This window comes from Brevundimonas sp. UBA2416 (genome assembly GCF_002343105.1).
Classification (GTDB): Bacteria; Pseudomonadota; Alphaproteobacteria; order Caulobacterales; family Caulobacteraceae; genus Brevundimonas.
This window is the reverse complement of record NZ_DDRM01000037.1, coordinates 144,031-164,720: the sequence shown is the minus strand read 5'-3', so window position 1 is coordinate 164,720 and position 20,690 is coordinate 144,031. Positions and strand designations below refer to the sequence as shown.

The 20,690-nt window shown below is 66.1% G+C and carries 20 protein-coding genes and 1 pseudogene; 17 read left to right on the top strand and 4 right to left on the bottom strand.

The window, feature by feature from the left end:
• The first annotated feature begins 72 nt into the window (after positions 1–72).
• From B3E43_RS12190 to B3E43_RS12165, 6 genes and pseudogenes are all read left to right on the top strand, one after another.
• Positions 73–639: an exopolysaccharide biosynthesis protein gene (locus B3E43_RS12190; protein ID WP_292029853.1), complete on the top strand. Its 567-nt coding sequence runs from the start codon at positions 73–75 to the stop codon at positions 637–639.
• Positions 640–743: 104 nt separating this feature from the next.
• A pseudogene (locus B3E43_RS16245) lies at positions 744–879 on the top strand (zf-TFIIB domain-containing protein); the annotation flags it as partial.
• Between the two features lie 1,026 nt (positions 880–1,905).
• Positions 1,906–2,319 (top strand): hypothetical protein, encoded by a 414-nt coding sequence (locus B3E43_RS12180; protein WP_292029851.1) that lies wholly within the window; start codon positions 1,906–1,908, stop codon positions 2,317–2,319.
• A 50-nt stretch (positions 2,320–2,369) separates the two neighbouring features.
• Positions 2,370–3,353: a calcium/sodium antiporter gene (locus tag B3E43_RS12175; protein ID WP_292029850.1), complete on the top strand. Its 984-nt coding sequence runs from the start codon at positions 2,370–2,372 to the stop codon at positions 3,351–3,353.
• Between the two features lie 292 nt (positions 3,354–3,645).
• Positions 3,646–4,614, top strand: a complete 969-nt coding sequence (locus tag B3E43_RS12170; protein ID WP_292029849.1) for a magnesium and cobalt transport protein CorA — start codon at positions 3,646–3,648, stop codon at positions 4,612–4,614.
• Positions 4,615–4,861: 247 nt separating this feature from the next.
• Complete coding sequence (locus B3E43_RS12165) at positions 4,862–6,235, top strand: DUF6880 family protein (RefSeq protein ID WP_292029848.1); 1,374 nt, start codon at positions 4,862–4,864, stop codon at positions 6,233–6,235.
• A gap of 68 nt (positions 6,236–6,303) precedes the next feature.
• On the opposite strand, the gene B3E43_RS12160 is transcribed toward B3E43_RS12165, so the two are convergent.
• Positions 6,304–6,885 carry a hypothetical protein gene (locus B3E43_RS12160; RefSeq protein WP_292029847.1) on the bottom strand — a complete coding sequence of 194 codons (582 nt, stop codon included), beginning with the start codon at positions 6,883–6,885 and terminating at the stop codon, positions 6,304–6,306.
• A 168-nt stretch (positions 6,886–7,053) separates the two neighbouring features.
• Here B3E43_RS12160 and B3E43_RS12155 point away from each other — a divergent pair, with 168 nt between their 5' ends.
• Positions 7,054–7,629 carry a hypothetical protein gene (locus B3E43_RS12155; RefSeq protein ID WP_292029845.1) on the top strand — a complete coding sequence of 192 codons (576 nt, stop codon included), beginning with the start codon at positions 7,054–7,056 and terminating at the stop codon, positions 7,627–7,629.
• Positions 7,630–7,880: 251 nt separating this feature from the next.
• Here B3E43_RS12155 and B3E43_RS12150 read toward each other — a convergent pair whose 3' ends face one another.
• Genes B3E43_RS12150 through B3E43_RS12140 form a run of 3 tightly spaced genes read right to left on the bottom strand, consistent with a single transcriptional unit; the run spans position 7,881 to position 10,211 of the window.
• Positions 7,881–9,323, bottom strand: a complete 1,443-nt coding sequence (locus B3E43_RS12150) for an exonuclease domain-containing protein (RefSeq protein WP_292029843.1) — start codon at positions 9,321–9,323, stop codon at positions 7,881–7,883.
• A 13-nt stretch (positions 9,324–9,336) separates the two neighbouring features.
• Positions 9,337–9,858 carry an ImmA/IrrE family metallo-endopeptidase gene (locus tag B3E43_RS12145; protein ID WP_292029841.1) on the bottom strand — a complete coding sequence of 174 codons (522 nt, stop codon included), beginning with the start codon at positions 9,856–9,858 and terminating at the stop codon, positions 9,337–9,339.
• The gene (locus B3E43_RS12140; RefSeq protein ID WP_292029838.1) at positions 9,855–10,211 is read right to left on the bottom strand and encodes a helix-turn-helix transcriptional regulator; all 357 of its coding nucleotides are present in this window, start codon (positions 10,209–10,211) and stop codon (positions 9,855–9,857) included. The genes B3E43_RS12145 and B3E43_RS12140 overlap by 4 nt, the downstream gene beginning before the upstream one ends.
• 158 nt (positions 10,212–10,369) lie before the next feature.
• Here B3E43_RS12140 and B3E43_RS12135 point away from each other — a divergent pair, with 158 nt between their 5' ends.
• The 10 genes from B3E43_RS12135 to B3E43_RS12090 form a co-directional block, all read left to right on the top strand.
• Positions 10,370–10,591, top strand: coding sequence for a DUF2188 domain-containing protein (locus B3E43_RS12135; protein ID WP_292029836.1), 222 nt, complete (start codon positions 10,370–10,372; stop codon positions 10,589–10,591).
• Positions 10,592–10,643: 52 nt separating this feature from the next.
• Complete coding sequence (locus B3E43_RS12130) at positions 10,644–11,891, top strand: nucleotidyltransferase domain-containing protein (RefSeq protein ID WP_292029834.1); 1,248 nt, start codon at positions 10,644–10,646, stop codon at positions 11,889–11,891.
• On the top strand, positions 11,888–12,331 hold the full coding sequence (locus B3E43_RS12125; RefSeq protein WP_292029832.1) for a hypothetical protein: 444 nt from the start codon (positions 11,888–11,890) through the stop codon (positions 12,329–12,331). Before B3E43_RS12130 ends, B3E43_RS12125 begins: the two co-directional genes overlap by 4 nt.
• 149 nt (positions 12,332–12,480) lie before the next feature.
• Positions 12,481–13,491 carry an SAVED domain-containing protein gene (locus B3E43_RS12120; protein ID WP_292029828.1) on the top strand — a complete coding sequence of 337 codons (1,011 nt, stop codon included), beginning with the start codon at positions 12,481–12,483 and terminating at the stop codon, positions 13,489–13,491.
• Positions 13,492–13,609: 118 nt separating this feature from the next.
• Positions 13,610–15,031: a DUF2235 domain-containing protein gene (locus B3E43_RS12115; RefSeq protein WP_292029826.1), complete on the top strand. Its 1,422-nt coding sequence runs from the start codon at positions 13,610–13,612 to the stop codon at positions 15,029–15,031.
• Positions 15,032–15,274: 243 nt separating this feature from the next.
• Positions 15,275–15,670 (top strand): hypothetical protein, encoded by a 396-nt coding sequence (locus B3E43_RS12110; protein WP_292029823.1) that lies wholly within the window; start codon positions 15,275–15,277, stop codon positions 15,668–15,670.
• A 60-nt stretch (positions 15,671–15,730) separates the two neighbouring features.
• The gene (locus B3E43_RS12105; protein ID WP_292029821.1) at positions 15,731–16,960 is read left to right on the top strand and encodes a TolC family protein; all 1,230 of its coding nucleotides are present in this window, start codon (positions 15,731–15,733) and stop codon (positions 16,958–16,960) included.
• Positions 16,957–17,172: a hypothetical protein gene (locus B3E43_RS12100; RefSeq protein ID WP_292029818.1), complete on the top strand. Its 216-nt coding sequence runs from the start codon at positions 16,957–16,959 to the stop codon at positions 17,170–17,172. Before B3E43_RS12105 ends, B3E43_RS12100 begins: the two co-directional genes overlap by 4 nt.
• 12 nt (positions 17,173–17,184) lie before the next feature.
• Entirely contained in the window at positions 17,185–18,690 is a 1,506-nt protein-coding gene (locus B3E43_RS12095; protein ID WP_292029816.1) for an efflux RND transporter periplasmic adaptor subunit, read from the top strand.
• 11 nt (positions 18,691–18,701) lie between these two features.
• On the top strand, positions 18,702–20,690 hold a 1,989-nt coding region (locus B3E43_RS12090; protein WP_292029813.1), incomplete at its 3' end, for an efflux RND transporter permease subunit.

The following is a 20,690-nucleotide window of genomic DNA, read 5'->3' as shown; positions in this document are numbered from 1 at the left end:
GAACTGCTACGACGTTCGCGGATCAGAGCGGGCAAGGTCCCGTCTCGCTCGGAGACGCACTGGGCTCGGCTGGTGCGCGTGCCTGCGCTTGCGCTTGTGGTGTTTTCACTCTCCGAAACCCTGCCGATCCCGGTGGCGGGATTCTCCGCTCTGCTCGCGGTCCCACTGATATTGATCTCCGGGCATCTTCTGCTCGCTGGAGACCACAAGCCGCTGCCTGACTTTCTGCTCCGGCGAAAACTTGATCCCCGGCTCGTGCGCCTCGTCACTGGCAAAGCCGGGAGGCTTCTTCTCAGGATCGAAGCGGTCTCACGGCCACGCCTTCGATCGCTGGTGAACCAGCAGAGGGTGCTGGCGGGTGTCTGCCTGCTACTGGCGCTCATCGTCGCATTGCCGATCCCGTTTTTCAACATGCCGCCGGCGATCTGCCTGCTTATCGTGTCCGTGGGCATGCTTCAGCGCGATGGCGTTCTGGCCTTGGCCGGCGCCGCGGGGTGGTCGTCATGCTCGGCGCGGGCGTTCTGCTGGTCGACACCCTCGTCAGGCGGCTTGCTCCCTGAGGCACTTTGCCGGCAGCGCTTGCCAGCTGACAGCTACACCTCCATCCTTACAGTGCGGACCGGGCCCCTCTGGCTCTGACTGGCCTGTGTGCCGGTTGCGGCGATGTCGGACGCGCCATGTTCATCGAGGCCCGATCCTGCTTTCCGCCATCGCGCCTCTCATCCTTGATACGGGACCTGAAGATGCCTTTGCTCCTTTGCCCCAACGATAACGGCTCCATGCAGACGGTGGACCGAGCGGGGGTTCAATTCGACATGTGTCCGAACTGCCGCGGAGTCTGGCTCGACCGTGGCGAGCTTGAAAAGCTGATGGCTGCGTCGGCCCAGGACGCTGCGCCGCCGCCCCCGCAAGCTGCGCCATACGCACCAGCGCCGGGGCCCCAGGCCTGGAACAGCAACCATGGTGAGCGGGGGGAGTATGGCGAGCGGGGCGAGCGTGGGGAACGGGGCGAACATGGCTACGGTTACGGCGGCCATAAGAAGAGGCGCGGGTCGCTTTTCGATATTTTCGACTGAGCGGCAATTAATACACGCCCCGGAGGGCGCGGTGGAACAACCGCACCGCCCACGAGCAGTAATGCTTAATGGCTGCTGAGCCGAAGAGCGTTTCGACATAGACGTCAAATCTCTGCGTTTGGCGCGACCGCGACCGACACTTGAGCGAGGCCATCGCGACCTTGGGTGTGCGTCGTTTTGTCGGATTGGCGCAACGGCACCGCTACTGGTATTTGGAATGTGCGGCCCGGGCCCCTCTGACGATCCATCGATCGTGATGTCGGACTGTGAGCGTGCTTGACGCCGAGCCCCCCCCCCTCACTCGGCTGCAGGCACGCTCCTAGACACGAGAGGAGCCGCGCATGATCGACATCCAGGCCCTGATCGCCAGACCGTTCCGTCGGATTCCCGTTCCCGGAGAGTTGTTGTGAGGGTCGGTCCCCCTTCGAACCCCGTCGGCCGATCGGAGGCGGTTCAGCTCGCACAGATGACCTGTCGGGTCGCCGCGCATCGGAGTTCGTCGACAGCGCGCCCCGTCGACGCTGTCGGGGCGATCACAGACGACACTGTGACCCGCAGGACCAGCCGGCATACGTTCGACATTCGCGTTTGAGATGGATCAGTGCTGAACCTGCTCCCTGCCGCCCGGAGCACCTTCGGAGTCAGCGGTCCAGCGCAGCCACACCCTGACTGAGCGTCCACAGCCTCGGCGAAGTGACCGCGCTGCGCTTGGCCTTTCCTCTTCAGGGCGCACCTGCTGACCCCGATCCTCAGATATCCTGCGTCTGACCCCCCACAGCCTTCAACCGCCGGCACAGCGGCCTCATCACCTCCCGGAGCCAACTGTCTGATGAATGTACCGATCCGATCCACATTTCTCGCCGTAGCGGCAGCTCTCGCTGCTGCCGCATGCGACCCGATTGATACGTCCGCCCTTCAGGACATCGAGAAGGCGGCAGCGGCTGCGCAGGTCAGCGCGGAAAAATTGAACGCCCGCGCTGCTGAGATACAGGGTGCGATAGACGACCCGGTAGGGGCTGTACGCCAGGCGGCCCTGGGGGCGACCTTCACCAAAACACCCACAGCCGAGGCAAATCTGTTCGTGCTGACCGATCTTCAGACCGGTTGTCAGTGGCTTGCGACCTATGGGCCGGACAGCGTCGCCGCGAGCATCGCGCCCCGCACGGAGCCAGACGGGCAATCGGTGCGGCAGCGATGCATTACGATCGGGTCTGCGGGCATCGCTCCAGAACCCTGGCAGTGAGGGCAGCGCGACCAGCCTGCTAGTGTGTAATCCAAGAGCCTGACCTCCCAATGCTGTCCGATGCCTTGTTCCTGCTGTTTGGACTCGTTCTCCTGATTGCAGGAGGCGACCTCCTGGTGCGCGGGGCCGTGCGGATCGCGGGACGACTGCGCCTCTCGCCGATGCTGATCGGTTTGACGGTGGTGGGCATGGGCACCTCCATGCCAGAACTCGCCGCCAGCCTTCAGGCCAGCCTCGCGGGATCCCCGGGCATCGCCCTCGGCAATATCGTCGGGTCGAACATCGCCAACGCGCTTCTGATCCTGGGGGTAGCCGCCCTGATAGCGCCGATCGCCGTAAACGCCCGCACCTTATGGCGCGATGGCGGCCTTGGCGTTCTGGCGGCTCTTGGACTGGTGGGCGCCGGCGCCACCGTGGGACTTTCCCGCGAAGTCGGCATCGCCTTCCTGATCGTGATGTCAGGCTACATCTACTATGCCTACCGACAGGAGCGTGTCGGCGCGCCCCACAGCGCCGCCTTTGATCGCGGCGTGGCGATGGAAGAAATCGACCGGGCCTTGACCCCGCAGGATCAGTCAGGGGGTCGCCTTTCTGTCGCCGTCCTGCTCTTCATCGCAGGGCTCGCCCTGATCGTCGGTGGCGGCGGCGTTCTGGTGAGCGCCGCTATAGACATTGCCGAGCAGCTCCGTGTCAGCGACGCCGTCATCGGGTTGACGATCGTGGCGGTGGGGACGTCTGTCCCGGAATTGGTCACCTCCGCCGTGGCGGCCTGGCGAAAGCAGGGCGACATTGCACTGGGCAATGTCCTCGGCTCCAACATTTACAACCTGCTTTTTATTGGCGGCCTTACAGGAGCGATCGCCCCCACCGAAGTACCGGCCAGCATCATGGCCTTCGACCTCTGGGTGCTGGTAGGCGTTTCACTGGCCGTGATGGTGTTCGCGTTCTCCGGAAGACGGCTGAGTCGGAGAGAAGGCTTTGTCCTCGTCGCCGCCTATATCGCTTACGCGGTCCATACGGCCGGTCTGTTCTGATCGCGGGGCAGGGCGCCCCCGGGGACGCCGGAACGAACATCCGGTTTGAAAAGCCGCATCAGCGGCTAACCTTGCTCAATGTAGTGCTTTTGGGACCTTGGGCGGACCGGTCCAGGCACGTCTCGGCCATCTCGGCTTGAACTTGGCGGCTGATCGGATCGCGCACCTGGGGTGTGAAGAGCCGGGCAAGAGGAGGTTGGTCTCGGACCGACAACGCGCAACGATCGCAACACTCAATGTCGGATCAACCGAAGCCTTCTACCGCCCGGCTTTCCCCTGTAGGCGTTGGCCCATGAGCGTTGTCGCAGCCTTTCTGTATCAGCATGGTCGTCGCGTCCGACCTGTGGAGATCGACGAGCGGATCGACTGCCCCGAAGACAAGTCTCAGTTTGTCTGGGTCGGACTTGTCGACCCTTCTCTTGATGAACTGCGGACCCTTCAGAAGAGCTACGGACTTCACCCCTTGTCGGTCGAGGACGCCGCCAAGGGCGAACAACTGCCGAAGCTGGACATCTTCGGCGACCAACTCTTCGTGGTGGCCCGGACGGCATGGTTGGATGAGGGCGACATCCGCTACGGCGAAACCGCCATCTTCGTCGGCCACAGCCACATCATCAGCGTCCGCCGCAACTCCAGCCGCAGCCATTCCGCGCTGCGACAGCAGCTTGAGGCCTCGCCGGCACTGCTGCACCAGGGCGTTGACTACATCCTCCACGCGATCCTCGATTTCATCGTGGATGGCTATCTGCCCTTGGGCGAGACGCTCGAAGACGAGGTGCTGGCGATGGAGCAGCGGGCAGTGGACAGTTTCCTCGCCCGCACGGAGGTGAATCGCATTTTCGAGATTCGTCGCCAGTTGATCCGCTTTCAGCGCGTGCTGGTGCCGACAGCGGAGGTGGTGGGGAAGCTGGTCCGGCTGGATATACCGAGCATCGATCCCGAGGCCCGCCCCTACTTCAACGATGTGCTGGACCACGTTCGTAGGGTTCAGGCGATGACTGACGGCCTGCGGGATGTGCTCAGTTCGGTCTTCGAGTTCAGCAGTCTGCTGGAGCAACAACGCACGGGGGTCATCACCCGCCAACTTGCGTCCTGGGCCGCGATCCTTGCTGTTCCTACCGCCATCGCGGGCATCTACGGCATGAACTTCACCCACATGCCGGAGCTCAACAGCGCCTGGGGCTACCCCACGGTGATGCTGGTCATCGCTGCGGTGTGCATTGGGCTGTATGTCCGGTTCAAGCGGACCCGCTGGTTGTAGGCTGTGAAATCTGCCTCGGTCGGGTTCGGTCAGCACAACGGGCCTAGCTGCGGCCTCCCCGCCATAGGACGCATGTTGAACTTCGTGTTTCTGACTGTCGTCGAAGAACTGGTCCTGGTGCGAAGCGGCCGATCGCAGCGGCTCAGTGTGTAGATCGTGAAGAGCGCACCGAGCGGATCCGGTTTGGCGCGCCACCCTTGGCCGACCGCGCTTGCCTTGAACCCCGCTGCTGCTGTCTACCGAAAGCATGGCCAGACAATCGCCAGCGCCGAAGAGGAAGACGGTCTCCGAGAGCAACCTCGCGACACTTGGCGCCGAGCGTCTCGCCGCTCTTCTTTTCGACGCCGCAAACAGCGATCCGAACCTGAAACGCCGTCTCCGAATGGAGCTCGCCGCCGAGATCAGCGCGGCCGACCTCGCGTTCGAGCTCGACAAGCGGCTGACCACACTTGCGACGAGCCGGACGCGCGTCTCCTGGCGCAAACGACCAGCGCTGCTCAGCGATCTCCAAGCTCTCCGCCGCATCATCGTCGATCGCCTGGCCCCTCTCGACATCAAGCTGGCGCTGGACCGTCTCGTCGCCTGGTTCGACCTGTATCCGGCGCTGAGCGCACGCGTCAGCGACGCAAAGGGAGAACTGCCGCTTCTATATGATGCCGCCTCTTCAGACCTTGCGGCGGTAGCATCTCGGGCCGGTCCGGAGACTGCCGCTCCGGTGCTCGGAGAGGCGTTAGCGACGCGCCTGAACCCATGGGCTTTCTGGGTCGGCCGCGGCTCGCTGAGCCTCAGCCCTGAGCTCGCACAGCGGTTGCTCGTCGACCTCACCAACGGGCGGCCGAAACCGACGGGACGTCTTGCTCTTGTCGTACGCAAGCTCGCCGATCGCAGCGGCGACCTCGATGCCTGGATCCAGTCGATTTCTGAAGACGACTACCGCAAACCAGATATCGCCGCCGAAATCGCCCGACGTCTCGCCGAAGCGGGTCGAGCGGCTGAAGCTCGCGACGCCCTGGACGCGTCGCAGATCGCTGCCGCCCCCGCCGTCAAATGGCGAGGCGGGAGAGGGGACCCGCCGGAGCCCTCGGAGGCCTGGTTGCGCGGCGAAATCGCTGTGCTTGAAGCCGAGGGGCGGACGGAAGAGGCGGATGAGGCGCGATGGCGCGTGTTCGAGCGCACGCTGTCGGCCGACGAACTGCGCGCGCTGATCGCGAAACTCCCCGACTTTGAAGACGTCGTCGCGCTCGACCGCGCGTTCGAGCTCGCGGCAAGCCATCCCGACGTCATGAAGGGCCTGACCTTCCTGATGAACTGGCCGGCGCTTCGTGAAGCCGCCGAACTCGTCGTGGCTCGTCGCGCTGAACTGCGGGGAGGGCACGACGACATACCGCTTTGGGCGTCGCGGTTGGCCGGTAGATTCCCGTTGGCGGCGGTGCTGCTGACAAGAGCACGCGCGAGGGCGCTCGTGACGCTCGGGAGCGGGATCACGGAAGAGGTGCAAGGTTTGGTCGGGGAGGCGGAGGCGCTCGCCGGCGGCCTCGAGGAGGGCGAATTGGTCGACGATCATGCGTCGTTTGTGAGCGAGCTTCAGACGCTCGCGTCACCGCGACGTCGGCGATGGTGAGCGAGCAGTTGAGGTCTCCAAACCGTGCAAGCCGTCGCTCAGTGCAGATGAAGACAAATGCACTCGCGCTAGTGACCGGTCGGTGGGGTCGGCGGCTCGCCGTTCACCCAGGCGGGACCAAAGACATTGAGGTCCTCCATTTGACCGCTCAGCACGCCCAGCCAGCCTCCAGACCACGAGCCAAACGCCCGTCGCCCGTCGGGCAACATCAGCTTCTCAGGCAATGTTCGGAGTAGGTAGACCGGGTTTTCGCCGGCAGCGACGCTCTCACCGAGTTGCTTGAAATCGGCTCCCGAGATGACGAACACCGCCTTGCTCCCTCTGGCGAGCGTCACCTTGCCGAATTCCCGGTCCTTTAGGGCTTCGGCGGCCTGGAACAGACCCCGTGTGAGGTCGACGGTCGCAGCGGCGTCGACGGCTACAAGATCGAGCGTAATGTCGCGCGGATGGACCAGGAGTGATCGGTAAGCGTGGAGGTCGAAACCGCCATTGCGGTCGTCCGAGCCGAGCGCTTGAGAAACTGGAAACCAAATCGACAGGTTGAACACGGCTATTGCGAGGAAGACCCCGCCGCCGACCCACGCCCAACGGTGAGCCAATTGCCTTCGATCACCATTCTCGGCGACCGTTTGAGTCGTGATTGAGTCCATCGCTTTTCTCTCCCCCGACCCACGCTATGCGCCCCCCGCACAGCTTTCGAAAACGCTGGGGCAACGCACTTCCCAATCCGGCCACCAGAACGATGCTAAGCTGAGCCGTTATCGATGACGCCGCAACCGTACCGTGGCATGTTCGTCGAATCTCGGGGGGAAGTGAGTATGAGCATTAGGATCTGGACCACGACTGCAGTGGCACTGGCGCTAGTTGGCTGCAGCGAGCCAGCCGTCACGCCGACGGGTGAGGTTGAAATCATCGAGCCAATGCCGACCGCCGCTCCAGCCGCGCCAGTCACACCGGCGTCTCCGTGGACCTACACCACCGATCTCGATCCAATGACCGACAGGCCTACACACGTCGCCTGTTCGACATCGACGAATATGGTTCGCCTGCAATCGCCCTATTCCGACGTGGCTGCTCGCCTATGTGTTCGTCAGTCGCCGCAACACGGTCTTGACGTCTATGTGGCGCTGCTCGGGGACGGCCAGATTATCTGCCGTTCCTACAACAACTGCTCAGTGAACATTCGGTTTGGGGATGGGGAGCAGCAGTCTTTCAGCGCGACGGATGCGGCGGATGGTTCGAGCAACATCATATTCGTGACCAACGCCCAGAGGTTTGTAACGGGCGTCAAGGGCGCGCCCGTCACGCGCATTCAGCTGACCTTCTACCAAGCCGGTGTGCAGGTCGTAGAATTCAACACCAGCGGCCTGGAATGGCCCAGGCCGTCGACCTGACATCAAGCGGACGATACCGTAGGCAGGCTTCCGCACGCGTGCTCAGTGCAGATCAGCACAAGTGCACTGAGGGCGGGGCAGGGGAGGGCGGCTTTGCGCCAGCAGCGGACATTCGCTCGCGGTCAGACAGCGGACGTTGAGGGGCGTACCCATCAGTCGCTGATCGCTTGGAGATCGCCGCGAGTGGATGACCCAATCCAAGCCTAAAGTTGCCGAAGATTGCCGTGGAGGGGGCTTGTTGCGGGCAAGCGTTAGGAGGGCACAGCGTTCGAGGTCTTGGTTTCAAGCCGCTTCCGACGAAACGCCGTGACTCTTTCGATTCGATCGAGAAGCCAGTTTTTGTAGCCTTCTAGCAGCTTGCGAGTGGGCTCCTCGGTTGCCGCAGCGAGCAATCTGTTCGTCTCGGCCAGCGCGGCGGTCAGTGTCAGCCCGCCGGATTCGTCCTCGATCAGACGATCCGTGAGCGCACGCTCCGCCTCCGCGGCAAGCGCCTCCGGAAGAACGGCGCGATTCCCGAGGTAGATCAGCCGGAGGCCAAACACACGCAGCCGGTCGTCGTCAAAATGCTCGACGAGCCTGACAGCCTCAGCCCACCCCACTTCATGGAAGTCGTCACGCCGGAGTTCATCGGCCGCCCCCGGGAAGCCGTCATGGGTGCGACGCTCGGGATGAGGGGATCGTTCGTAAGGGGTCCGCCCGGCCGCCCAGGCGGCAACGATCCGGGCGCAAAGGGCGGCATCGTCCTTCACCCGACGGGCGACGGTCTCGAGGTCGTCTACCGTTCGCCCGTTGAGCAGGGCGTCAGGCACGTCATAGAGGGGCGTCAGAACCGGCCCTGCATTAATGCGGAACCGACGGACAGGTCCGGCCTTCTCCGCGAGCACCTCTTTCAAGGCTTCATCGGACAGGGCGACAAGCCCGTCGAGGTCAATATCGAGACGGAGACAGAGCCTGCCATTGGCGGCCTGCTCAGGGTCCGCGCCGACCAAAACCACGGGCGACGGGTAGGGTTCGTTGCCGTAGAACTCGGTCAGCAGGAACCCATCCTCGGAGGCGACGAACTGGGCGACGGCCGCCTTATTCGAGAAACGCACAAAGCGCTGCCAGACATCCGGCGCGCCGTCCTTCACCATGCGGCATAGAGCCAGCGTCGCGCCGACATCGGCCATCGCGTCGTGCGCCATCGCGTGGTCAAGATCGTTCGCCGCCGCCAACGCCTCGAGGCGGAACGTCAGGCGGCCTTCCGAACCGAGAGGAACGACGAGACAGCTCGGCGTATCGGCGACCGCCGCCATGACCAGGCCGAGCGCGTCGCCCCGACAGTTGTTGTTCCGGCTGGTCAGATAGGGATCGTGGAGGGTCTGGAAGAGGGCGTGGCGGATCATCTCTTCGTCGAACCGGATCGAGTTGAAGCCCACGATGATCGAGGGCGTCCAGTCCAGGAGCTTCGCGCGGACCTGACGCATCATCTCGTAGTGCGTCGGCAGACCCGCATCGGTCAGCCGCGATATCGGAATGCCATTGGTGGTTACGGCCGCGGGATGAGGAACGATGTGCACCATCAGCCGGCATCGCGCCTCGAAGCGATCGATTTCGTTCAGATCGTTGTCGGTCCGGATCGCTGCGAAGTGGACGATCTGGTCGAAGCCCTTTTGGAGGCCCGTCGTCTCGGTATCGAAGAAGACGAAACTCACCTCAGGCTCCGGTCTAGAGGCCGCTAGCCAAGCGGTACCGCATCGCGGAGGCGCTCACTCGGAACTTCCGGGCCAAGGCCTCGACGGCGTTGTCGTCATCCATGTCTATGCCGCCGCCGTCGAGCGCGGCTCTCAGCAGATCCCGTGGCATCAACAGTTCGGCCGCGAAGGCGTTCGCCTGAATCTCGACATCGTCCGTACCCTGTGCGGACACCTCGTCCCGGAACAGCACCCGCAGACCGCTGTCGACGTGAACGGCCTTCTCGATGAGAGGCGCATGAAGCTCGTGGTGGGCCAACTCGTGCGCCGCCGAAAAGCGCTGGCGGTTGGGATGATGCAGGGCATTCACCCCGATAATGCCCACCCCGTCCTTGATGTAGGCCATGCCCGAAAGGGCCTCGTCCAACGGCGCATACTGGAGCGCGATGTTGCGCGCCTTGATGATCCGCTCGATCGGCACGGGCGCGCTTTTGACGCCAAAGTCGGCAAGAACCGCGCGTGCCTTCTCCCGAGCCTGCTCTACCGTGACGGTCACGACCCTACCTTCTGGCCGCGCTGTCCCATGGCGCTCGCGATCATGTCGGTGATCTGGGCGCGTGTCTGGGAGGTGACCGCGACCGTGTCGTCCCACCTGATCACTTCGAGATCATCATGACGGATGGGGCGGACAGGGGCCGGTAGGATGTCAGCCAGCTTGGCCACGGCGAGCGCCGACGCGAGGCTGTAGACATGATGAAGCAGAACATTTTGGCGGCCACTCTCAATGTTGGCGATGGAGGCGCGCGACATCCCCACTCGCGCGGCCAGCTTGGCCTGGGTGAGATCCAGCTCCCGGCGCCGCGCAGCGACCGACCGCCCGAACGCCTTATAGATTTCATCATCCGACATGCGTGCATGTTTGCGTTGCGCCCGGCCAGCCTGTCAATGCCATGCACAAATGTGTGTGTCACAAACATAAGGATGTGCTTATTTGACAGCACGGCCGTTCTCGGCGTTAATCATTCCAACGGTGAGGGATAGGCCCGAGTCGTCTTGAGGAGCGGAAAATGTCGAAACGCATCCACGTCGTCCCGCATGGATCGGAATGGGCGGCCCGCCGCGAAGGCGCTTCCCGCGTCGGTTCGGTGCATTCCACCCAGGCGCAAGCTGAAGCCGCCGCCCGCTCCACCGCCATCCGCGAACGCGGTGAAGTCATCATCCACCGTCCCGACGGTCGCATCCGCGACGCCAACTCCTACGGCTCCGATCCCTTCCCCCCGAAGGGCTGATTCAACCCGGACGCCGCAGGGCGGCGTTCCCTTCCGAAAGACCCCACTCTCGATGTCTGCTCCGACGCCCTTCCGGGATTTCCGCACCGTTGACCCCTTCGCCGATCCGCTCGACGCCCTGCTGGCCGAGATCGCCATCAACATCCAGTTGCCGCCCGGGCTCCACGCCAAAGCCGGCGACCGCTATGCTTCTGTGCGCGCTTTCATCGAACGTCCCGGCAGTCCGCTTCATGGACGGGTGCGGGCCTTCTATCCGCAAGGATCCATGGCGATCGACGCCACCATCTCCACGCGCGGCACCGACGACGAGTACGACATCGACATCATCTGCGAGATCGACGGGGCCGGCGAAACCGCCGCCCAGCTGATGGACCTGCTGGAAGCGGCGCTCGCCGGCTATCCGCAGGTTCGCATCAAGCGTCAGACCCGCTGCATGACCCTCTACTACGCCGACGGCATGCATCTCGACATCACCCCCTCCCGGCGCGCGGCGCCGGCCGAGAAGGTGAGCGAGATCGTGCACCACAAGTCGGACAGCGCCGACCCCGGCCGCTATGTCCTCATGAACGCCTGGGGCTTCATCGACTGGTACCGGGACCGCACGCCGACCGAAGACCGCTTCGCCCTCGCTATGAACAGCCGTTTTTACGAGGACGCCGGCATCGCCTTCGCCGCCGCGGATGTGGACGAGGTTCCGCCCCAGACCCCCCTGGTCATCAAGAACGTAGCGACGGTGGCGCAGCAACTCCTCAAGCGCCACCGCAACATCGCCTATGCCGACGCCGACGGCCGTATCCCGCCTTCCGTCGTCATCTCGTGCCACGCGGGCAAGGCGGCCGTTCCGGGCCTCGGCCTGGCCGACATGCTGATCCGTCAGGCCCGCTGGACGGCCCGGGCGATCGAGGAGGCCGACCGCGCCCAACGCCTGATCGCGGTCCCCAACCCCGTGTTCGAGCTCGAGAAGTTCACCGACCGCTGGCCCGAGACCCACGCCCAGCAGCGGACTTACGCCGGCCTGCTCAACACCCTGGCCGACGGTCTTGAGGCCGCGCGGCGCAATGTCGAGCTGGAAGATCTCCAGGCCTGGCTGCGCAAGCAGTTCGGCGAGCGCGTCGTCACCCGGTCGGTCGTCGCCTTCAACGAGCGTCTCGGTCGCCAGGTGAAGAGCCAGCAGCACGGCTATACCCGCAACGGCGGCCTGTTCACGCCGGCGGCGCCCGCGATCATCGGGGTCGCCGCCGGCCTGGCGCCGGTCCGCGCCGTGGCTCACACGAATATGGGGGAGCGCCGCCCGTCGTGACCCGCACCATCGAGACCCAGATCGCCGACATGGCGCGGCTCTGGCCCCAGCTGGCGCTGGCGGCCAGAGCCGGAAATCGTGCCGTCTGGCAGGGCCCGTTGAAGCCCCTGCTCCAGACCTTCCAGGTTCGGATTGTCTACAGGGTGCCCCTCGTCGTCGAACGCCCCGACGTACGCAACACGCAGCCTGAGGTCACCGTTCTGGCGCCGCCGCTCCGCCGCCGGCCCGGCGACGCGGAAGGCGCACTGCCCCACGTCTACTACCGGTCGGACGGCTCGGTCGTCCTTTGCATGCTCGACCCCGAGGCCGACGACTGGTCTCCTGCGGACAGTCTGGCCGAGACGACCGTCCCCTGGATCATCGAATGGCTGGCCGCATACGAGGGCTGGCGCGCCACCGGACACTGGACCGCGAGCGGTCGGCATGTGGAGGCCGCGTGATGGCGAAGACCACCATTCCCAACAAGGTCGCCAACGCCCTGTGGGCCCGCGCGGGCGGTTGCTGCCAATACCGGGGCTGTTCCGAATACCTCGTCGGCGACCTGATCGCGGGCCGTGAAGACGGGACCTTCGGCTTCCTTGCCCATATCGTGGCGGACAGTCCGGACGGTCCGCGCGGCGATGAGGTGCGGTCCGCTCTGCTGGCCAAGCGCCTGGACAACCTGATGCTGATGTGCGCGCGTCACCACAAGCTCATCGACGTGGATGCGCCCGACGATCACCCCGAGACCCTGCTGGTGGAGATGAAGGCCGAGCACGAGCGCCGTATCGTCCGAAACGTCGCCATCCGGCCGGACCTGGCCTCCCATGTGGTGCGGTTTTCGGCGAGGATTGCCGAGAACCCAGCCTTGGTGTCCACGCGAGAGATCTTCGACGCCATGCGGCCGCACAGGCATCCGGCGTCCGGCGAAACGATCGACCTGGAACTGGTGGGCGCGGCCTTCAGAGACCACGAGCCGATTTACTGGGATACGCAGCGCCTCAACCTCGGCCGCCAGTTCGAGACGGCGATCCGGAACCGGATCGAACGGCAGGACATCCGCCATCTCAGCGTCTTCGCGCTCGCGCCCCAGCCCCTGCTGATCGAACTCGGACGCCTGCTCGGCGACATCGTCCCCGCCGCCATCCACCAGCGTCATCGTGAACCCGCCACATGGGCGTGGCAGGACGACCAGCCAGCGCTCGTCCTGAACGTCGGCGAACATGCGTCCGGCGCGGGTCCAATCGCGCTCAAGCTGGCCGTCAGCGCCGACGTCGACGACGCTCGGATTCGCGCTGTTTTGGGCGACGACACCGCGATCTGGTCAATTACCGCGACCGGCGCCCATAACGACATCCTGCGACGGCCGGAGGATCAGGCGAACTATCGCCGCCTTCTTCGCGGGCTGTTCAACCGGATCAAGGCGGTGCACGGCCAATCGACCCCGATCCACGTTTTTCCGGTGCTGCCAGCGTCGCTGGCGGTTGAGACCGGCCGGGTATGGATGCCGAAGGCAGATGTCCCCCTGCGTCTCTACGACCAGAACGGCGCCTCAGGTTTCGCCCACGCCTTTGACATCGGCCATGTCCCGACCGGTGCGCGGGAGATCGAGGCTGCATGACAAATCAGGGGGGACGACACACGTCCGCGACGCAGTTCTTTCGCCGTGATCGACCGGGCCACAGATCACCTTTGCTAGAAACCTTGGGCCGTGATGACGCGCCTCAGTGGAGACCATCATGAAACGCCTGATCTTCTGCTTCGACGGTACCGGAAACACCTTGGACCGACCGCACGCAACCAACGTCGCAATTACCGCGTCGGCGGTTAAGAACACCCACAAAGGCGTCTCCCAGATCGTCTACTACGACGAAGGTGTCGGCACAGGGAGCTGGCGCGACAAGCTCGTCGGCGGCGCGATTGGCAAGGGCCTGTTTCAGCGCATTGTTGAGGGCTACAAATTTCTTGTCTTCAACTACGAGCCCGGCGATGAGATTTTCATCTTCGGCTTTTCACGGGGCGCCTACACGGCCCGGTCGTTCGCCGGTCTGCTGCAGCACGTCGGCGTCGTGAACAGCTGTTTCGCCGACAAGATCCACGTAGCGGCCTCGCTTTACGAGCGGCGGGAGAAAAAGGACGCCATCGAGGAGCTAGACGAGATCAATCGCTTCCGGGTCCAGTTCTCGCCCGACTTGTGCGCCAGCGAACAGGATCGAGACTGGCGCGCCCGATTTCACGACGCGGCCGGGGCGGCGCAGCTGCCCGTGCTGAACATTCGCTACATCGGCGTCTGGGACACCGTGAAGACCATCGGCGATCCCATGCTCGGCGACGACGACGGCGATGGAGAGTACGACGCCGCCGAGTTCCATGATGATCGCCTCCATCCGTCGGTCGAGGCGGCCCGGCACGCGGTAGCGGTGGACGAGCGGCGCAAGAAATTCGACGTGACGCTCTGGGACAACGTCGACGAGCTGAATATGGCCAGAGGCGCTCCGGTCGACGATCCGAACCGTCCATACCAGCAGCAGTGGTTCCCGGGCGACCATGGCTCGGTGGGCGGCGGCGGCGAAATTCGGGGTCTCTCGGATGAGGCGCTGGAGTGGATTTGGGAAGGCGCCAAGCTCCAGGGTCTCGGAATCGATATCTCTCCCTATTCAAAGGTTTGGGGTATTCGGCCCGACGTCCTCGCACCGACCAGCAACGCCGATCCAAAGAATAAGACCTGGGATATCGCATCCGTAGTCATGCGGAATCTGCCCAAGCATGATCGCAAAGGTCCCCAGACCATCCATGAGGTGTCTAGGGCGGCGATCGTCCGATGGGCGGCGCCCGCGGACGACGCGCGCGACATCTGGCGGCCGAAGCCCCTGGAGCCGCTGGCAGCGGAGATGCAGCGGGAGGCCTCCGACTATCAGGCGTGGGAGTTCATTTCACGGGGCGGCTTCCGTGGCGATGAGCTTCCCGAGGCCGTGGATGGCGAGGGCCGGCCCCTTCGTCGTCACACCGTGACGGCTGGGACGCGGAGCCTGGCCGATATCGCCGAGCGCGAGCTCGGCAACGCGAAACGCGCCAAAGATATCGTCCGGATCAACCGCACAACAATTCTTGATGCTGATCGCTTCTATGCCGATCAGATCATCAATCTGCCCGTAGTGTGATCCAGCCGTAGCAGCGATGAGGCCTCAGCCGGCGAGACCTTTTTGCTGCGTCAGCGACGAGTCAGATCCTGTTCGATCGCGCGACGCTTGCGATCGTGCTGAGAGCAGACCCCCCGACCGTCCGCTTTGGGTCAGAAGGAGACGTTGATCGCGGACCGTCCGCCGAGGTCCGCTCCTGACTCAAATCGGACCTCCGGCGAGTCCGCATTGTGGCCCGGTCGTCGGCTTGGTAAGGAATCAATCGTGCACGCGTTTGATCGCCTTGCAGCCCGCCTGATCGGTGTGATGCTTCTGACGGTCGCCCTGGCTATGCCAGTGGCGAGCATGGATGCGCACGCGGCCTCGCACCTGGCCTCACCTGTGGATGCCACCCAGCATCATCATCATGACGAGCATGGCGGTGTGGTGGCCGACCACGACCATGAGGATCGCTCATCTTCCGACCCCGCCGACCACGACGATGAGGATGCCGGTCATGCCCACATGCCGACGCAGGCGGTAGGCTTCGAGGCTCCGGCCTTACCAGAAGCTATGGCGCTGGTCCGGTCCCTCCACTCGATCAAGGTCGAGCCCAGCGCGGACCATCCGCCTCCGGACATCGGGCCGCTTCCACACAACCGGCCTCCCCGCTTCGCCTGATCGCCCTCGACCGGCGCGCATTCGCGCGTCGGCTTGTCGACGTTTCAGCGGAGCCTTCCCTTGCGTTTCCGGACCCTGCGCGCCCCAGTGTGCGCCCCCCTGACTTTCTTCGTGGCGACGGCGCTCTCGGCGACGGCCTATGCGCAGACCGCGCCTGCGCCGCTGACCGAGCAGGACGCCATCGCGCGAGCCCTCGGCGATGGCGTCTTTGCGGATCGCGCCGCCGGGGAGCGGGACGCGGCGCGGGCCGGGGTCGATGCCATCACCCGCTTCGACAATCCCCGCGCGTCGGTCAGCCGGGGCTCGCTGTCCGGTCCGGGCGAGGACGAGACGGAATGGGAATTCGAGATCGTCCAGCCGCTCGATCTCACCGGTCGGCGCAGCGCGATGAGGGCGGCGGCGCGTTCGGAAGCCGAGGCCATCGACGCGGACCTCGACTGGCGCGCGGTCGAACGCCGCGCGGACGTGCGGCGCGCCTGGGTGGGTTGTGCGGCGGCCGGCGCCCGCGTCGATGTCCATCGTGGCTTCGTCGGGCTTCTGGCGGAAGCGGAGCGGATCGTCACCGCACGCGCCGACGCGGGCGACACCGCCGTCTATGACGTGCGCCGCGTCCGGGTGGAGGCCCGAGCCGCTGAAGGCGAGGCCCGCCTGGCGGAGGGGGAGCTGGCGGCGGTGTGTGCGACACTGAGCCAGTTGACCGGCGTTGCGGACGCCCGGTCGGCCGGCGCCCTGACTGTTCCGAACGGGGTGCGGCAGGCCTCCGTCGAGAGAGCAGACCTGACTGCACGCGAACGGCGGCTGGCGGCTGCCAGCGAAACCGCTCGCGCCGCCGATCGGTCCCGCTGGCCCGAAGTCGAGGTGGGTCTCGGCTGGCGCCGGGTCGAAAACATGGGCTTTGAGGCCGATGGACCCCAGATCATGGTCGGGGCGACCATTCCGCTGTTCGATCGCGGAACGGCGCGGGTGCGCGAGGCGAGGGGGCGGGAGCGGTCGGCCGCCGCTGAACTGACGCTGGCGAGACGCGAGGTCGAAGCCGAAATCGCCGCCGCCGACGCCCGCCTGCGAGGCGCAATCGCGGCCGTCGAGGCCGCCGGAGCGGCCCGCGACGACGCGGGCCGTCTGGGGGCGATCGCCGAGACGGCCTATCAATCCGGAGAGATCGGCGTGACCGAACTGGTCGACGCCTACCGAGCCGCCCACGACGCGGAACTGTCCATCATCGAGCTGACGGAGCGCGCCAACCTGGCCGCCATCGAACTCGAACTGGCCCAAGGAGGACCAAACCCATGAAGACCCAACTGACGCTCGCCGCCGTGCTCGGCGCGCTCGTGGCCGCCTGCTCGCCGGCGGCGGAGGACGCCGAGGCTCCGGCCGCCGCCGCGAGCGAAGCCGCCGCGCCCACGGCCGCGCCCGCCCACGAGGACGACGACGCCGCCGTGCCGACAGAGGACGACCACGGTCACGAACATGCCGACGGCGAAGACGCCGATCACGCCCACTAGGACCTGAGACCCATGAAGAAGATGGTGCTTCCCGCCCTCGCGGCGCTGCTGCTGATCTCGGCCTGTTCGAACGGCGACCAGACCGCCGCCGGGGCGTCCGAGGCGGGAGGCGTCGTCGTTACCCACTACACCGACCAGACCGAGCTGTTCGCCGAATACAGACCCTTGGTGGTCGACCGGCGGCGGCGTTTCGACGCCCATCTGAGCCGGGTGTCGGACTATCGCGCGATCACCGCCGGGCGGCTGGTCGTGGAACTGGTCTGGCCCGACGGCAAGATCGACACGGCGTCAGCTACGGTGTCGGAGACGCCCGGCATCTTCCGGCCGCTGCTGACAGCCACGCGGGCCGGGCAGGCGCGCCTGCAGTTGCGCTACCAGGGCGGCGGCGCCGAGAGCGTCCACGATCTGGGCATGGTCACGGTGCACCCGACCAGCGAGGCCGGAGCGGCCGCCGCGCCGCCGCATGTCGAGAACCCCGACCGCATCCACTTCCCGAAGGAGGCGCAGTGGAAAATCCCCTTCCGGGCCGAACCCGCCTCCGACGGCCTCATCGCCGAGACCATTCCGGTGACCGTCGACGTGCGCCTCGCGCCGGACGCCGAAGCGGTCATCTCCTCGCCCGTCTCCGGCGTGGTCCGCACCGGCGCCAGCGTCCCCGCCACCGGCATGACCGTGAGGGCCGGCCAGCAGCTGGCGACCGTCTCGGCCCAACTGGGTGGGGGAGAGGACGTCGCCTCGATGGACCTCGGCATCGCCGAGGCTCGCATCGCCCTCGACGCCGCGCGTCGCGAATCGGCCCGGATGAATACACTGGTCGAAGCCGAGGCCGCGCCGCAGCGGCGGCTGGACGAGGCGCGAACGGCGGAGCGACTGGCGGCGGCCCAGCTCTCAGCGGCCCAGCGGCGCCGCGCGGCGTTGGGCGGCGGGGGACCGGGCGTCCCTCTTGTCGCCCCGATCAGCGGACGCATTCTTCACTCGTCCCTCGTGCGCGGCGCGTCGATGGAGGCCGGGACGGAATTGATGCGGATCGGCGATCCGTCGCGACTGTGGCTGGTGGCTCGCGTCCCCGAGTCCCAAGCCAGCGGCCTGGGCGCGGTTCAGGGCCTGGACGTCATGGTGGAGGGCCAACGTCTGGCCCTGCCGGGCCTTCGCGCCGTGACCAATACCGGGTTCGTCGATCCCGCCACCCGAACCGCCGAGGTCATCTTCGCCTACAACGGCACGGACCTGAGGCCCGGCCAGCGGGTGCGGGGACGGCTCTCGGCCGGAGAGTCGCGCCGCGCCCTGAGCGTTCCCGTCGCCGCCGTGGTCAATGAGGGCGGCCAGGACGTCGTCTATGTCCAGGTTTCGGGCGAGGCCTTCGAGCGGCGGCTCGTGCAGCGGGGGATCGTCTCCGGAGGCCGGATCGCCGTCACCGGTGATCTGCGAGGCGGAGAGCGGGTCGTGACGGTCGGAGCCGCCGCCGTGCGCGCCGCCGCCACCAGCCCCGACGCCTTCGGCCACGGCCACGCTCACTAAGGGACGCCCCGATGATTGAACGCCTCGTTCGCTGGTCGCTGGGCAACCGCCTCGTCGTCTACGCCCTCGCCATCCTGCTGACGATCGCGGGGGCCTTCACAGCACTGCGCACGCCTGTCGATGTTCTGCCCGACCTGACCGCGCCGTCGGTGCAGGTGGTCGTCGACTCCGGCGGCTATACGCCGACCGAGGTCGAGCAGTTGATCACCATTCCACTGGAGACGGCGCTGAACGGCGCGCCGGGCCTGCGGCGCATCCGCTCCAACTCGACCACGGGTCTGGCGGTGGTGACGCTGGAGTTCGGCTGGTCGACCGATGCGGTCGAGGCGCGCCGGGTGGTGTCGGAGCGGCTGGGCGCCGCGAGCGGCGTCCTGCCCGACGATCTGCCGCCGCCGGTGATGGCGCCCGCCTCCTCGGTGATGGGCGAGATCATGTTCGCCGCCCTGCATTCGGAGGCGCACTCGCCCACCGAGGTGAAGAGCGTCGCCGACTGGACCGTGCGGCGCCGGCTTCTGGCGGTTCCGGGCATCGCCGAGGTCATGACCATCGGCGGGGACGAGCGTCAGGTGCAGCTGCTGGTCGACCCCGGCAGGATGAGCGCGCGCGGCGTCGGCATGAACGACGTCATCGCCGCCATGCAGGCCGCGAGCGCCAACCGGTCGGCGGGCGTCGTGGTGGAGAACGGCCAGGAACTGCTGGTCGAGGGCGTCGGTCGGGCCGCCACGCCCGAGGAATTCGGCGAGGTCGTGGTCGGCGAGCAGGGCGGCTTGCCCGTGCTGGCGCGCGACATCGGCGACATCCGGATCGGCGAGGGGCTCAAGCGCGGCACCGGAGCCTTCAACGGCCGCCCCGCCGTGATCTTCGCCATCCAGAAGCAGCCGGGCGCCAACACCCTGGCCCTGACCGAGCAGCTGGACACGGTCTTCGCAGACGTCCAGCGCACCCTGCCGACCGGGATGAAGCTGGAAACCGAAGTATTCCGTCAGGCCGACTTCATCGAGCGCGCGGTCAGCAATGTGGTCAAGGCGCTGATCGAGGGGCTGATCCTCGTCTCGATCATCGTCCTCGTCTTCCTGGCCTCCTGGCGCGCGACCGTGGTGACGCTCGCCGCCATTCCGGTTTCGGTGGTCGCCGCCCTGATCGCGGTCAATGCGGTGGGCGGCACCATCAACACCATGACGCTGGGCGGCATCGCCATCGCGCTGGGCGTGCTGGTCGACGACGCCATCATCGTGGTCGAGAACATCGTCCGGCGCCTGAGGCTTGAGAAGCTGAAGGCAGAGGGCGAACGCGCCTCGACCGTCAAGATCGTCGGCGACGCGACGATCGAGGTGCAGGGCTCGATCGTCTTCGCCACCCTGATCATCCTGCTGGTCTTCCTGCCGCTGTTCGGCCTGACGGGCATCGAGGGGCGGCTGCTCCAGCCGCTGGCCCTGGCTTATGGCGTGGCCCTGCTCGCCAGCCTTGCCGTGGCCCTTACCCTGACGCCGGTTCTCGGGCTGGACGTCCTGTCGCGCACCGACCGCGCCATGGGTCGGGAACCGCGCTGGGTGCAGTCGCTCAAGGCCCGCTACGTCCTGCTGATCGACCGGCTGCTGCCGCGCTGGCGGATGCTGGGCCTTGTCGCCACGGCCCTCGTGGTCGTCGCCGGGATCGGCCTGGCGATGTCGGGCCGGGCCTTCCTGCCCGAGTTCAACGAGGGCAGTCTGACCGTCAACGTCACCACCCTGCCCGGCACCTCGCTGGAGGCGTCCGACGCCGCCGCCGCCCAAGTCGAGGCCGCCATGCTGTCCCAGCCGGAGATCGCCACCACGGCCCGGCGCACCGGCCGCGCGCCCGGCGATCCCCATGCGCAGGAGGTGTTCGCCTCCGAGATCGAGGCCTCGCTGCGGTCCGGGGGACGCGATCGCGAGGAACTGCTCGACGCCCTGCGCGGCTCGGTCGGGCAGATCCCCGGGGTCCAGGCCATCTACGGTCAGCCGATCTCACACCGCATCGAC

Coding starts and splice junctions, on each gene's coding strand:
- B3E43_RS12180 (WP_292029851.1), top strand. CDS start 1,906: ATGAATGTACCGATCCGATCCACATTTCTCGCCGTAGCGGCAGCTCTC.
- B3E43_RS12175 (WP_292029850.1), top strand. CDS start 2,370: ATGCTGTCCGATGCCTTGTTCCTGCTGTTTGGACTCGTTCTCCTGATT.
- B3E43_RS12170 (WP_292029849.1), top strand. CDS start 3,646: ATGAGCGTTGTCGCAGCCTTTCTGTATCAGCATGGTCGTCGCGTCCGA.
- B3E43_RS12165 (WP_292029848.1), top strand. CDS start 4,862: ATGGCCAGACAATCGCCAGCGCCGAAGAGGAAGACGGTCTCCGAGAGC.
- B3E43_RS12160 (WP_292029847.1), bottom strand. CDS start 6,885: ATGGACTCAATCACGACTCAAACGGTCGCCGAGAATGGTGATCGAAGG.
- B3E43_RS12155 (WP_292029845.1), top strand. CDS start 7,054: ATGAGCATTAGGATCTGGACCACGACTGCAGTGGCACTGGCGCTAGTT.
- B3E43_RS12140 (WP_292029838.1), bottom strand. CDS start 10,211: ATGTCGGATGATGAAATCTATAAGGCGTTCGGGCGGTCGGTCGCTGCG.
- B3E43_RS12135 (WP_292029836.1), top strand. CDS start 10,370: ATGTCGAAACGCATCCACGTCGTCCCGCATGGATCGGAATGGGCGGCC.
- B3E43_RS12130 (WP_292029834.1), top strand. CDS start 10,644: ATGTCTGCTCCGACGCCCTTCCGGGATTTCCGCACCGTTGACCCCTTC.
- B3E43_RS12115 (WP_292029826.1), top strand. CDS start 13,610: ATGAAACGCCTGATCTTCTGCTTCGACGGTACCGGAAACACCTTGGAC.
- B3E43_RS12100 (WP_292029818.1), top strand. CDS start 16,957: ATGAAGACCCAACTGACGCTCGCCGCCGTGCTCGGCGCGCTCGTGGCC.
- B3E43_RS12095 (WP_292029816.1), top strand. CDS start 17,185: ATGAAGAAGATGGTGCTTCCCGCCCTCGCGGCGCTGCTGCTGATCTCG.